The sequence below is a fragment of the Methylobacter marinus A45 genome, assembly GCF_000383855.1.
Classification (GTDB): domain Bacteria; phylum Pseudomonadota; class Gammaproteobacteria; order Methylococcales; family Methylomonadaceae; genus Methylobacter; species Methylobacter marinus.
Genome location: NZ_KB912877.1, coordinates 4,046,819 through 4,060,046 on the forward strand (window position 1 = coordinate 4,046,819; position 13,228 = coordinate 4,060,046).

General features: G+C 54.7%; 10 protein-coding genes. 4 read left to right on the top strand and 6 right to left on the bottom strand.

Annotated features, from left to right (window positions below):
• Window positions 1–227: 227 nt before the first annotated feature.
• Complete coding sequence (locus tag METMA_RS0119070; RefSeq protein ID WP_027147462.1) at window positions 228–1,889, top strand: ATP-binding protein; 1,662 nt, start codon at window positions 228–230, stop codon at window positions 1,887–1,889.
• 180 nt (window positions 1,890–2,069) lie between these two features.
• Window positions 2,070–2,369, top strand: a complete 300-nt coding sequence (locus METMA_RS25130; RefSeq protein WP_020160710.1) for a hypothetical protein — start codon at window positions 2,070–2,072, stop codon at window positions 2,367–2,369.
• 130 nt (window positions 2,370–2,499) lie between these two features.
• On the opposite strand, the gene METMA_RS0119080 is transcribed toward METMA_RS25130, so the two are convergent.
• A complete protein-coding gene (locus tag METMA_RS0119080; RefSeq protein WP_027147463.1) occupies window positions 2,500–3,147 on the bottom strand; it encodes a DUF2959 domain-containing protein in 648 nt (215 codons plus the stop codon).
• 104 nt (window positions 3,148–3,251) lie between these two features.
• Here METMA_RS0119080 and METMA_RS0119085 point away from each other — a divergent pair, with 104 nt between their 5' ends.
• Both METMA_RS0119085 and METMA_RS0119090 read left to right on the top strand, forming a co-directional pair.
• Entirely contained in the window at window positions 3,252–4,832 is a 1,581-nt protein-coding gene (locus tag METMA_RS0119085; protein ID WP_020160712.1) for a peptide chain release factor 3, read from the top strand.
• 471 nt (window positions 4,833–5,303) lie between these two features.
• Window positions 5,304–5,786: a cupin domain-containing protein gene (locus METMA_RS0119090; protein WP_020160713.1), complete on the top strand. Its 483-nt coding sequence runs from the start codon at window positions 5,304–5,306 to the stop codon at window positions 5,784–5,786.
• A gap of 184 nt (window positions 5,787–5,970) precedes the next feature.
• Here the strand turns inward: METMA_RS0119090 and METMA_RS25935 are convergent, their stop codons facing one another.
• The 5 genes from METMA_RS25935 to METMA_RS0119115 form a co-directional block, all read right to left on the bottom strand.
• Complete coding sequence (locus tag METMA_RS25935) at window positions 5,971–6,534, bottom strand: peptidoglycan-binding domain-containing protein (RefSeq protein WP_020160714.1); 564 nt, start codon at window positions 6,532–6,534, stop codon at window positions 5,971–5,973.
• Between the two features lie 66 nt (window positions 6,535–6,600).
• Window positions 6,601–7,992 carry a Re/Si-specific NAD(P)(+) transhydrogenase subunit beta gene (gene pntB, locus METMA_RS0119100; protein ID WP_027147464.1) on the bottom strand — a complete coding sequence of 464 codons (1,392 nt, stop codon included), beginning with the start codon at window positions 7,990–7,992 and terminating at the stop codon, window positions 6,601–6,603.
• 11 nt (window positions 7,993–8,003) lie between these two features.
• Window positions 8,004–9,569: a Re/Si-specific NAD(P)(+) transhydrogenase subunit alpha gene (locus tag METMA_RS0119105; RefSeq protein ID WP_020160716.1), complete on the bottom strand. Its 1,566-nt coding sequence runs from the start codon at window positions 9,567–9,569 to the stop codon at window positions 8,004–8,006.
• 201 nt (window positions 9,570–9,770) lie between these two features.
• A complete protein-coding gene (locus METMA_RS25140) occupies window positions 9,771–12,026 on the bottom strand; it encodes a copper-transporting P-type ATPase (protein WP_232216389.1) in 2,256 nt (751 codons plus the stop codon).
• A gap of 146 nt (window positions 12,027–12,172) precedes the next feature.
• Complete coding sequence (locus METMA_RS0119115) at window positions 12,173–13,198, bottom strand: zinc-dependent alcohol dehydrogenase family protein (protein ID WP_020160718.1); 1,026 nt, start codon at window positions 13,196–13,198, stop codon at window positions 12,173–12,175.
• Window positions 13,199–13,228 lie beyond the last annotated feature (30 nt).

Sequence of the window (13,228 nt, forward strand, 5' to 3'; positions counted from 1 at the left end):
TGGCATCAATTCACAGAGCAATAAATCACGAAGGACACAGAGAACACGGAGATTTTCTTTGTGGTTTATTGATCTATTGGCTGACTTTGGAGGGTAATTCCGAAGCACCAGTGATTATAGTTCCTGGAATTTTCCGGCCACAGGGTTTGCTGCCTGATACCTTGTCTCTTGTGCCTTTCGGAAACTGGACTAAGCTTGATATATTTATTTTATAAATGAGTATGACAATGTCCGAGCAACAATCCGATATCCTGATCGGCTATTTATCCGAAGTCCGCGGCGACGGCATGGATGCCAGGATAACCGAAGAGCATTCAATCGATACGCCGATCATCAAGGTAGGCGACGAAGAAATACTGGCCGGCAACATCGGATCTTATGTCGTTATCCGGCAGGCTAATATCGGCGTTCTGGCGCTGGTCTTCAAGATGTGGGAAAAAGACCGTTTCGACAGCGACGACCGGCGCAGGTCGGACCGGTTCATTTCCCTGATTCCGGTTGGAGAGATTCAGAGTGATGGCACATTTATCCGCGGCGTGCGCCATTACCCGACGCCGGGCGCCAAGGTCTATGCCGTTGGCTTGAACGAAATCAACGCCATTTTCTCGAAATTCCGCGATTACAAATTCTTTATCGGCCAGCTCGCTTCGCACAAGGATTATCACCTAAGCCTCGATCCGCGCGCACTTTTCGGCCGCCATTTCGCCATCGTCGGACAGTCGGGTTCCGGTAAGTCATGGACCGTCACCAGCCTGATTCAGAATACGATCAGAGCCATGCCCAAAAGCCATATCATCATGCTGGACCTGCACGGCGAGTATTGCTGGAAGGATGACGACGGTACGATTCAATCGGCATTTCCGGACGAGCTGGTCAATTATGTTGATGCCATGGAAATGGAAATGCCGTACTGGATGATGACCTATGCTGAACTGGTCGATTTATTCATAGACCGGGACGACAAGGGCGCCACGTTGCAAATGTCTTTTCTGCGCGAAGTGTTGCAACAGCTCAAGCGTAAGGAGGCCAAAAGAATCGGTTTGCCAACGGTTTCAATCGATACGCCGATTTATTTCTCACTGGCCGAGATGTACATGCAATTCAAGGCAGCCAACGAAGAACGAAAAGACTTCGGCAAGGTGCAGGGGGCCTTATTCGGCCAGTTCGACGAATTTTTGATCAGAATGCAAAGCCGGTTCAATGACGTCCGCTATGATTTCCTGCTGAAGCCGAAAATACGCAACACTTCCGAAAGCATGTCCGATCTGCTGCGGCAGTTTGTCGGGCTCGGCGATAAGAAAGCCAACATTACCGTCGTCGATTTAAGTTCCGTGCCGACAGACGTCAGGCCCGCCGTTTCCGCGCAGGTAGGCCGTCTGGCCTACGAGTTCAATTACTGGAATCCGCGCCGGCGTGATTTTCCCATTACCCTGATTTGCGAAGAAGCGCATGCCTACATTCCCAGGGAAAAGAACGGCGCGTTCGAAGGTACTAAAAAGATGATGGAGCGCATCGCCAAGGAAGGGCGTAAATACGGCGTATCGATCGGTGTCGTCAGCCAGCGGCCTACCGAATTATCGGAAACCATGCTGTCGCAGTGCAGTTCCTACATTTGCCTACGTACCACCAACCCGGATGACCAGGCATACATTCGCGGGCTCGTTCCTGAAGCCGAAGGCGACTTGACCGATATTCTGAGTTCCCTGGGCAGAGGGGAGGCGCTGGTGCTGGGCGAGGCGGCGCCGTTACCGACGCGCGTGCAGATTTACCGACCCAATCCGGAACCGAAGAGTAACGACGTCGATTATTTTACCAGTTGGCGGGAAGGGCCAACCGACCTGGATGTGGATGAAATAGTCAATTTCTGGCGCACGCAGAATAAAAAATGATACCCTGTGCTGCGCAAAATATCGCAGTATAAGGTTGTTTGCCCGCCTTTGTCACAGCGGCTGTGCCGGAAATGTTTCAGGCTCGCTGCCAGCACATGAATAATATCAATTCATTGGTTGAGTTGTTAAAGTTTGACTAGGCTTAGCCGTTCTGTTTTCTAAAGACGAGATTGTACAGTTATGAAACATGCTCAAGCGCTGTTCTTGGCCGCCGCACTATTGTTTTCCAGTATGCTTTCCGCCGAACCCCAGGCAATAGACGGTTATGACGTGTTGGCCGATGTCGCCGTGGTCAGGCCGCTATCCTTTGTCGGCATGGTGGTCGGAACCGCGGCATTTGTCGGCTTATTGCCGATTACCGCACTGGCGACCATTCCGGCACCGCATAAGGCAATTGGATTGATGGCGGAGACCCTGGTAGTCAATCCGGCGAAATATACTTTTGCGCGGCCGGCCGGAAGTTTTGACTATAACAAGTAGCTAATAAGTGGCTTGGGTGATCTGAGGCTGAATCTGTGGCAAATCGCACGCCTCCCGATTTCAATCAGGGGCGTGCGATTTGCCCGTATGGCAACAATTTGATTGATTTTTAACCGTCCGCAAACCGGTGTTACTGCTTTTCCATGGTTTGTATAAAAGCATTGGCTTCGTGAATCGATTGCTCCATGGCCGCAACCAAAGCCGACACGTCGGATTGCACCAGGCCCAGTTGGTCTTTCAAGGAAGCTATCGCCTGAGCGTTCAGGTTGTGCTTCAAATATAAAACCTGATCCCTAAACACGCTGAGTACCGGCGCTATTTTGGACTCGGCGCGGCGCATGGCGGCGATAAGCTGGTTATAGTGCGCTTTTGTAGCCGTTAATTTTTGCTGGCTGCTGCGTTTTAGTGATGGATTGCTGTATTGATTCAATTCCTCTTCCCATTCGCGGAATAATGCGCCGGAGACATCCTCGATGTCGCTGATACGCTTACTGACTTCCTCGGCTTTGCTGACGCTGTCCTCGTATTCGCTGTTCAGCTTGTTATAGGTTGCCTCAAGGTTTCCGCCTTTAAAATTGGTCAGGGCGGTGAACTGTTCCAGCGCCGACTTGAATTGTTCCTTGGTTTCTTCCTGTGTATCGCGCGCTTTTTCAACCCGATGGACCATGACCTCGCGTTTAGGGATGCCTATTTTTTCCAGGCCGCTGTAATACATGCTTGAGCAGGCTGTCAAAGAAAAAAACCAACACAGTAAGATAAAACGTTGTAGAAAAATCATATAAACTCCTGTCATTAGATTGATGCATTATATTGAAAATACATCACTTTTAATAATAAGTTATAATTGGCCATTTTCTTAGCAAATTCCCATAAATCAAAGGCATGTCAGAATTACTTACAGAACTGCGGCGTCGGCGCACGTTCGCTATCATTTCCCACCCTGACGCAGGTAAAACCACACTGACCGAAAAACTGTTGCTGTTCGGCGGCGCCATTCAGCTGGCAGGTTCGGTAAAAGGCCGGAAAGCCGCACGTCATGCCACATCCGACTGGATGGAAATGGAAAAGGAGCGAGGGATCTCGGTTACGACCTCGGTCATGCAGTTCGAGCATAAAGACCGTATTATCAATCTGCTGGACACGCCCGGGCACGAAGACTTCTCCGAAGACACCTACCGGACGCTGACGGCCGTCGACTCGGCCCTGATGGTCATAGACGTCGCCAAGGGTGTCGAGGAACGAACGATCAACCTGATGGAAGTCTGCCGCCTGCGCACGACGCCCATCCTGACCTTTATCAACAAACTGGATCGGGAAGGGCGGGAGCCGATTGAGTTGATGGACGAGGTTGAGGATGTCCTTAAAATCGATTGCGCGCCCATGACCTGGCCTATCGGCATGGGCAAGCGTTTCAAAGGCGTTTATCATCTGTATAAGGATGAAATTCATCTGTTCAGCGCCCAGCACGGCGGCAGAATAGCCGAAGCCGAAATCATAAAGGGCCTGGATAATCCGAAGCTGGATGAATTGCTGCAGGATCAGGCTGAGGAATTAAGGGATGAAATCAACCTGGTGAAAGGCGCCAGCCACGAGTTCGATCTGGATGAATATCTGGCGGGCAGGCAGACGCCGGTATTTTTCGGCTCCGCCATCAACAATTTCGGCATTCTGGAATTGCTCGATGCGTTCGCCGAATACGCGCCGTCGCCCAAGCCGCGCGAAGCCCTGCAACGCACCGTTTCGCCCGAAGAAGAAAAATTCAGCGGCTTTGTATTCAAGGTGCAGGCTAACATGGATCCGGCGCACCGTGACCGCGTGGCTTTCCTGCGTGTCTGTTCGGGCAAGTTCGACAAGGGCATGAAGATCAATCATGTCCGCATCGGCAAGAATATTCAGGTAGCCAATGCGATCACGTTTCAGGCCGACACGCGCAAAAGCGTCGAGGAAGCGTATCCGGGCGACATCATCGGCCTGCACAATCACGGCACGATTCAGGTCGGAGATACCTTTACCCAGGGCGAAGTCCTCAAATACGGTGGCATTCCGTATTTCGCGCCGGAATTGTTTCGCCGCGTGGTGTTGAAAGATCCGCTCAGAGCCAAGGCGCTGCAAAAAGGCCTTGTACAGTTGACTGAAGAGGGCGCGACGCAGCTGTTCAGGCCGCTGAAAAACAATGATCTTATTCTCGGCGCCGTGGGCGTGCTGCAGTTTGACGTCACCGCCTACCGACTGAAGGCAGAATACAATGTCGAATGCGTGTACGATGCCGTATCGGTTTCCACCGTGCGCTGGGTCAGTTCCGACAAACCCGGCAAACTGGAGGAATTCAGGAATAAAGCCTTCGACAACCTGGCTGAGGACGGCGGCGGTTATCTGGTCTATCTGGCCAGCAGCCGGGTCAATCTGCAACTGACTGAGGAGCGCTGGCCTGATATCAAGTTCAGCGCGACGCGGGAATTATAAAAATCAGCATATTGAATGTTGCGATAACCTGGATCGTGACTGCACCCACAAGAAAAATGATGACTGGTTGAAAAAGGAGCCAGTTTCAGTTGCGCTGAAGAATTAAGGAACGCGCATAAAATAACTTCCTCAAATACGCGGATGAATTTCCGGTGTAGGTGCGGATTTATTTATGCCCTTCAGGGTATCCGCACAGTGCGAATACCCTGAAGGGCACAAGTGAGTTCGCACCTACAATTCCCTGATTTATTCCATGCTCATTAGTAAAAATGCGATTGAGGCTTTTATTGTTCGGCATAACCCAAAGGCTCAACCGCTTAAATAGCGCCGCCGGGAAGTATCGGTGCGATTTGTTTGCATGAGCGCTGATGGTGTGGTTTAGTTTGCGGACTGTACAACATATTGTTTCAGCGCAACGCGGTGGTTCAGTTAAACCATAGACATCAAGTTGCGTAGAAAGAGAGAGACCAGATGAGAATTTTTTTGCTAGCGGTAATTATTGTTTCTTTCGCAGGTTCCGCATTAGCCCAAGACAAAATCGATCGCATGCGTGCTGCTACCATGGAATCGTTTACGCCAGATACCGTTAAATGGAATGACGAACCGATACTCCCTAAAGGCGCTCAAAGTGTAGTTCTGGTTGGTGATCCAACCAAAGCAGGCGTTTTCATCGCTTGGTTAAAATTTCCGTCCAATTATCCGATACCACCGCACATGCACCCCTTTACGGAGGTAATCACAGTCCTGCGCGGCGAATTAGGAAATGGCATAGGTAATACATTCGACATGGAGAAGGGCGAGATGCTTAAAGCAGGTTCAAGTTTCGTATTACCCGCAGGTCACCCCCATTATGTCTGGACAACCGATGAGGAAACGATCGTCGAGCTAATCGCCACTGGACCATGGGATATCATGTATATAAATCCTGGCGATGATCCACGCAAGAAGAAATAGCACGGGTTGGAATGAGTTTGCCCCCCGGCTATTTTTGTCTCAGGAAGATATCGAGGTCAGGACTTGCGCATGCATACTGCATGCGCAAGTCCTGACCCCACGCAGATGTGTAAAACTGACAATGGAGCTCGGCAATCAGGAAATTAAGGCTGCCATTACTGGCAAGTCAACCTGGCGCCTGCTTTTATCGGGTAATGCCTAATGCCTGTAGCGTTTCTTTGGTAATATGACCGGCAGCCAGACCCTTTTGCTTTTGAAAGCTTTCCAGGGCGGTCATGGTTTTCGGGCCGATTAAGCCATCGACCGGCCCCGGGTTAAAGCCTGCATCGAGCAATCCCTGCTGGATCTTGCGCACTTCCGCAGGCGTGGGTTTAACGATTTCCGTGGCATCGCTTGCCGCTTTTTGATCGGTAGCAACGGCTGATGAGGTTTCGGTCTCAATTTCGGTTTCGGTATCGGGTGGAGGCAACAAAGCCTCAGCTGGTTCAGCGGCTTTACCTTCAGGAGGTTCGGGTATTTTATCAACCCCTGCCGGCTCGGGTTCGCTTTCCGGCGCCTCTATACGCTGCTCCGGCGTCTTTGGCGCATCGCTCTCAACCGGCGGAGCCGGCTTTGTCGGCACGCTTTCGGGAATAGTCTGTTCAGTTTCTTGGGTCGCCTCTTTCCGATCATCGCCGCAGCCGGATAGCAAGGCTGCCGCTACTATTAACAGAGTGATTTTTATACTGTCGTTCTGATTTTTTTTCATTAGTAGGCTCCTTATATTAAAAAATAAGGTTCAAGGCGTAACAGGCATACCTTAAACCTTACTCAATCAATGCTGCAATGCCTTCAACACCGCCTGCATCGTCTCATTGGCATCGCCGAACAGCATGCGCGTGTTTTCCAGTACAAACAACGGATTGCCGACGCCGGCATAGCCCGAGGCCATGCTGCGTTTCAGCGCAATCGTGGTGCCGCCTTTCCAGCATTCCAGTACCGGCATGCCGGCGATTGGGCTGTTGGGATCATCGAGCGCGGACGGGTTGACGATATCGTTGGCGCCGATCACGATCGTAACGTCGACATTGGGAAAATCCTCGTTGATTTCATCCATTTCATAAACGATATCGTAGGGTACTTTGGCTTCCGCCAGCAATACGTTCATGTGTCCGGGCATGCGCCCCGCCACCGGATGGATGCCGAAGCGGACTTTCTTGCCTTTGTCCCGGAGCAGCTTGGTGATTTCATTGACCGTATGCTGGGCTTGCGCCACAGCCATGCCGTAGCCGGGAATGATCATGATATTTTTAGCCGCCAGCAGCATCTGCGCTGTTTCCTCGGCTTCGATAGGGTAGACGTCGCCTTCGACGGCAGCCGCCTCGCCACTTGAGCCGGTACCGAAACCGCCGGCGATGACGCTGATGAAATTGCGGTTCATGGCGCGGCACATGATGTAGCTGAGAATGGCGCCGCTACTGCCGACCAGGGCGCCGGTCACGATCAGCAAATCGTTGCTGAGCATAAAACCGGTGGCCGCGGCGGCCCAACCCGAATAGCTGTTCAGCATCGACACGACCACCGGCATGTCAGCCCCGCCGATGGCCATGACCATATGCACGCCGAAAGCCAGCGCGATGAATGTCATGATCAACAGCGGCCAAAAACCGCCGCCGCTTTCGGCCTGTTCGAGAAACACCTGGCCCAAGCCGATAACGAAAATCAGCAAGGCCAGATTCAGCCAGTGACGTAACGGAATCAGAACCGGCTTGCCATTGATTTTGCCGCTGAGCTTGCCGAAGGCGATTACCGAGCCTGAGAACGTGACGGCGCCAATTAAAACGCCGATATAAATTTCCGTTTCATGAATCGTTTTCTCGACACCCGAAAGACTGGCGCCGGTATCCATGAAATTGGCGTAACCGACCAGAACCGCAGCCAGGCCAACCAGGCTGTGCATGATGGCGACCAGTTCGGGCATTTGCGTCATCTCAACCCTTAAGGCCGCCTTGGCGCCGATAGCGCCGCCGACCAGCAAGGCCAGAATTAAAATGACATAAGCATTAACCGCATCGCTTAACGCGGTGGCGATGATGGCGATGGCCATGCCGGCCATGCCGTAATAATTGCCGCGGCGGGCGGTTTCCTGATGGCTTAAACCGCTCAGGCTTAAAATGAACAGAATGGTGGCGGCGATGTAAGACATCGTGACTAAGCTTTGAGACATCATATCCCTCCTTATTTCCTGAACATTTCAAGCATGCGGCGCGTGACTAAAAAGCCGCCGGCAATATTGATGGACGCAATGAGTATGGCCAGGCCGGCCAGAATACTGACGATGGCGCCCGGTGCTGAAATCTGGACCAGCGCGCCGATCACGATGATGCCGCTGATGGCGTTGGTCACGCTCATCAGCGGCGTATGCAGCGACGGCGTTACATTCCAGATCACCTGATAACCGATGAAGCAGGCCAGCACAAAGACGGTAAAATGCGACATGAAAGAGGTCGGCGCGACAGAGCCGATACCGAACAGGGCAAGCCCGCCGACAATTAACGGCATCAGTTGTTTGATGGAATCGGGAATTGCGGATTTTTTTTCTTGTGCCTGGACGGCGGGATAGGCGGGGGCGTCTGTTTGCGGAGGAGGGGCAACCGATAACTTGGGCGGTGGCGGCGGCCAGGTGATCTTACCTTCCTTGATGACCGTCGTGCCGCGTATCACCTCATCGTCCATGTTGACGTTGAGCACCCCGTTCTTTTCGGGGCAGAGCTCCGTCAATAGATGCCTGAGGTTGGTCGCGTAAAGCTGGCTGGACTGGTTGGCCAGACGGCTGGGCAGGTTGGTATAACCGATAATCGTCACGTCGAGTTTGACAACCACTTTGTCCTTCTCGGTCAGGGCGCAGTTGCCGCCTTGTTCGGCCGCCAGATCGACGATGACGCTGCCCGGCTTCATCGACTTGACCATGCCCTGGGTAATCAATTCGGGCGCGGGCTTGCCCGGAATCAGGGCCGTGGTGATGATGATGTCGACTTCCATGGCCTGGCGCGCGAACAGCGCCATTTCGGCTTCAATAAATTCCTTCGACATGGTTTTGGCGTAACCGCCGGTTCCAGAGCCTTCCTCTTCAAAATCCAGCATCAGAAACTCGGCATCCATGCTTTCAATCTGTTCCTTGACCTCAGGCCGCGTATCGAAGGCTCTAACAATTGCTCCCATTCCCTTGGCCGTGCCGATGGCCGCAAGGCCCGCAACACCGGCGCCGATCACCAATACCTTGGCGGGAGGGATTTTGCCGGCGGCGGTAATCTGGCCGGTAAAGAAACGGCCGAAATGCTGCGCCGCCTCAATGACGGCCCTGTAGCCGGCGATGTTGGCCATGGAACTGAGGGCATCGAGTTTTTGTGCCCGGGATATGCGCGGCACGCTGTCCATGGCCAGCACGGTCGCGCCCTTGGCGGCGAGTTTTTGCATTAATTCTTCGTTTTGCGCCGGCCAGATAAAGCTGATCAAGTGACGGCCCTGGGATAGAAGTTCAACCTCGTCGATAGCCAGTTCAGGATGGCGTTCAGGCGGCCTGACCTTCATGATGATGTCAGCGTTTTTCCAAAGCGCCTTGGTCGATTTAACGATTGTGACGCCGACTTCTTTATAGGCCTCGTCCGAAATATCGGCACCTGCGCCGGCGCCGCTTTCCAGGCTGACTTCAAAGCCCATTTTAATGATTTTTTCCGCCGCTTCTGGCGTTGTAGCTACACGTTTTTCACCCTCATGAATCTCTTTGGGTATACCGATCTTCATACAGTCCCCTTTGTTGTTTGAGTTATTTAGGAGTAATTCCAGCAAGATTTTGAATAACAATTAAAAACCTTACCGCTGAGCATAGGAGATTAGGACCGGTTTTTCAATAAAAAATAAAGCATTGCAGAGAACGCCGTTTTTTAGGCGCGTGAGCATGAGCGGTCGGCTGCATAATGGCGGAAATGGCTTGAACAGCGCTTGCTACAATTTCGCGCCGCGCAACCTGAGGGCATTGCCGATTACTGATACGGAGCTCAAGCTCATGGCGGCAGCGGCAATCATCGGGCTGAGCAGCAGGCCGAAGAACGGAAACAGAACCCCGGCGGCGATAGGAATGCCGGCAAAATTGTAAACGAAGGCGAAGAACAGATTTTGTTTGATGTTAGCCATCGTCTGCCGGCTCAGCCGTCGGGCACGGGCAATCCCACGCAGATCGCCTTTCACGAGCGTGACACCGGCGCTTTCCATGGCCACGTCCGTGCCTGTGCCCATGGCGATGCCGACATGCGCCCGAGCCAGCGCCGGCGCATCGTTGATGCCGTCGCCGGCCATGGTCACGATACGGCCTTCGGCCTGCAGACGCTTGACCATATCGGCCTTCTGATCGGGCAGGACTTCGGCCATGATCTCGTCGATACCGAGCTTGTCGGCGACGGCCTGGGCTGTGGTACGGCTGTCGCCCGTGAGCATCACGATGCGGATGTGCTCGTGATGCAGCGCCCGGATGGCGTCGGGCGTGCTGTCCTTGATCGGATCGGCCACGCCGACGAGCCCCGCCGGCCTGCCGTCGGCCGAGACGAACATGACGGTCTGGCCGTCGCCGCGCAGTTCCTCGGCGCGGGCTGCAAGATCGCCCGGCTCGATGTCCAGGCTGGCCATCAGTGCGCGGTTGCCGAGCGCGATGTCATGGCCATCGACGCGGCCTTTGACGCCCTGGCCGGTAACGGAGGCAAAATCCTCGACGCGGGTCAGGTCGATACCGCGGTCCTCGGCCCCCTTGACGATGGCTTCCGCCAGCGGATGCTCGCTGCCGCGTTCGATGCTCGCGGCGAAACGCAAAAGGTCGTTTTCTCCAATGTTATCGGCAGTCGTGACACTGACGAGTTTCGGCTTGCCCTCGGTCAGCGTCCCGGTCTTGTCCACGACCAGCGTGTCGATTTTACGCATCAGCTCGATGGCTTCGGCGTTTTTGAACAGAATGCCGGCGCCGGCGCCTTTGCCCGTCGCCACCATGATGGACATGGGCGTCGCCAGGCCGAGGGCGCACGGACAGGCAATGATCAGCACGGCGATGGCGTTGATGAGCGCGTAGGCCATGCGCGGCTCGGGTCCGGCAACAGACCAGACGATAAACGTGATGATCGCGATAACGACCACGACGGGTACGAAATAGCCGGCGATGATGTCGGCCAGCTTCTGAATCGGCGCGCGGGTGCGCTGCGCCTCGGCCACCATCGCCACGATGCGCGACAGCAGCGTTTCCGCGCCGACTTTTTCGGCGCGCATGACCAGGCCGCCGGTGTTGTTGATGGTCGAGCCGATGACGCGGTCGCCTTCGTGCTTTTCGGCCGGGATCGGCTCGCCCGTGACCATCGATTCATCCACCGAACTGGCGCCTTCCAGCACCACGCCGTCCACCGGTATTTTCTCGCCCGGCCGCACGCGCAGCCGGTCGCCGGCCTGCACCGCATCCAGCGGTACATCCGCCTCGGTGCCGTCGTCGGCCAGACGGCGCGCCGTTGTCGCCTGCATGCCCAGCAATTTTTTGATGGCCTGGCTAGTTTGGCTGCGGGCGCGCAGTTCGATGACCTGACCGAGCAGGATCAGGGTCACGATCACGGAGGCGGCCTCGAAGTAGATGCCAACCTCGCCGTGCTCGCGGAACGAAGCGGGAAAAATGTCCGGGAACAGGGCCGCGATCACGCTGTAGACATAGGCTACGCTGACGCCCAGCCCGATCAGCGTGAACATGTTGAGGCTGCGGTTTTTTACCGATTGCACGGCGCGAACGTAAAACGGCCAGGCCGACCACAGGCAGACCGGGGTCGCCAATACCAGCTCAATGAGCGTGCGGGTCCGCATCGAGAAAAGTTGTGAAACAGGCTGCCCGGGCAGCATGTCGCCCATGGCAACGATGACCAGCGGCACGGTCAACGCGGCGGCAAACCAGAACCGGCGGCTCATGTCCGTCAGTTCGGGGTTCTGTTCGGCTTGCCCGGCATCGACTGTCCTGGGCTCAAGCGCCATGCCGCAGATAGGGCAATTGCCCGGCTCGTCACGGACGATTTCCGGATGCATCGGGCAGACCCATTCGGTATGGGATACGGGCCGGGGCATTTCGACCGGCTCAAGCGCCATGCCGCACTTTGGGCAGTTTCCTGGCCGGAGGGACTGAATTTCGGGATGCATGGGGCAGGTGTAATGGGCTGTTGTCGTGCTGTTGTCGATGCTTGACATGTTTGTGTACCTTATTATTAGAATTATCAACGTTTTCCTTCTCCGGTCCGGGGAGCCGGATGGCGCATGTTGCCGCAGAGGACTGCCAGGGTCATTTCCTGTCCATGCGGTCATTCGTGTCGCCTAGAGGCGCCTGCTTTTGGCCTTCAATCGACTTTCAGCACCTTGGCGCCGCGGATTCTGCCCGTTTTCAGTTCGACCAGAGCCTCGTTGGCCTGTTCCAGCGCGAATATCTGAACTTCGGGAGCCACGTTCATTTCAGCGGCCAGGTCCAGAAATTCCAGGACATCGGTCCGGGTGATGTTGGCGACGCTCTTGATTTCCTTTTCCTGCCAGAGATGTTGCGGATAATCCAGTTGCAGCAGGCTCTGCTTGTCGCCTTCCTTGCGGATCGCGTTGATTACAAGCCGGCCGCCCGCATCGAGGTTCGCCAGGGCTTCCACGACGGGCAGCCAGGCCGGTGTTGTGTCTATGATGCTGTCCAGTTTACAGGGCGCCCGTTCGCTTGTCTCGCCGGCCCAGACGGCGCCCAGTTCCAGGGCGAATGCGCGCTCTTCGGCGCTTCTGGCAAACACGAACACGTCGGTGTTAGGATAGCGGAACCGGGCCATTTTCAGAACCAGATGGCCCGATGCGCCAAATCCCGTCAAACCCAAACGCTGTCCATCCTCAAGCCCGGTCAGCCGCAGAGACCGGTAACCGATGGCGCCGGCGCATAATAACGGAGCGGCCTGCAGATCGGAAAAGGCGTTAGGTATCCGGTAAGCGAAATCCTCGCTCACCGTCATGTACTCAGCATAGCCGCCATTGGTATCGCGGCCGGTGGCCTCGAAATCAGGGCATAGATTCTCATGACCGGCCCGGCAGAACTTGCATGTCCCGCAAGCGGAAAAAATCCAGGCGATGCCAACCCGGTCGCCCGGTTTGAGCTGCTGTACGCTGCTTCCGACTGTGTGAACACGGCCCACGACCTGGTGCCCGGGGATAACCGGCAAGTACGGCGGTGGGGTTCTGCCCTCGATTTCATCGAGTTCGGTGTGGCAAACACCGCATGCGGAAACCTTGAGCAGGATTTCCTTGTCTCCCGGAACGGGGATCGGGACCTCCATCAATTCAAGCGGCGTCTGGTGTTCTTTTAAATCGCAGAGCTGTTTCAATACCATCGCTTTCATGGGATTACCTTTAGGAATTGGCTGTTGTTG

What these genes read in the sequence shown, in the direction of transcription:
- METMA_RS0119070 (WP_027147462.1), top strand. Translation starts at nt 228, where the DNA reads ATGTCCGAGCAACAATCCGATATCCTGATCGGCTATTTATCCGAAGTC.
- METMA_RS25130 (WP_020160710.1), top strand. Translation starts at nt 2,070, where the DNA reads ATGAAACATGCTCAAGCGCTGTTCTTGGCCGCCGCACTATTGTTTTCC.
- METMA_RS0119080 (WP_027147463.1), bottom strand. Translation starts at nt 3,147, where the DNA reads ATGATTTTTCTACAACGTTTTATCTTACTGTGTTGGTTTTTTTCTTTG.
- METMA_RS0119085 (WP_020160712.1), top strand. Translation starts at nt 3,252, where the DNA reads ATGTCAGAATTACTTACAGAACTGCGGCGTCGGCGCACGTTCGCTATC.
- METMA_RS0119090 (WP_020160713.1), top strand. Translation starts at nt 5,304, where the DNA reads ATGAGAATTTTTTTGCTAGCGGTAATTATTGTTTCTTTCGCAGGTTCC.
- METMA_RS25935 (WP_020160714.1), bottom strand. Translation starts at nt 6,534, where the DNA reads ATGAAAAAAAATCAGAACGACAGTATAAAAATCACTCTGTTAATAGTA.
- pntB (WP_027147464.1), bottom strand. Translation starts at nt 7,992, where the DNA reads ATGTCTCAAAGCTTAGTCACGATGTCTTACATCGCCGCCACCATTCTG.
- METMA_RS0119105 (WP_020160716.1), bottom strand. Translation starts at nt 9,569, where the DNA reads ATGAAGATCGGTATACCCAAAGAGATTCATGAGGGTGAAAAACGTGTA.
- METMA_RS25140 (WP_232216389.1), bottom strand. Translation starts at nt 12,026, where the DNA reads ATGTCAAGCATCGACAACAGCACGACAACAGCCCATTACACCTGCCCC.
- METMA_RS0119115 (WP_020160718.1), bottom strand. Translation starts at nt 13,198, where the DNA reads ATGAAAGCGATGGTATTGAAACAGCTCTGCGATTTAAAAGAACACCAG.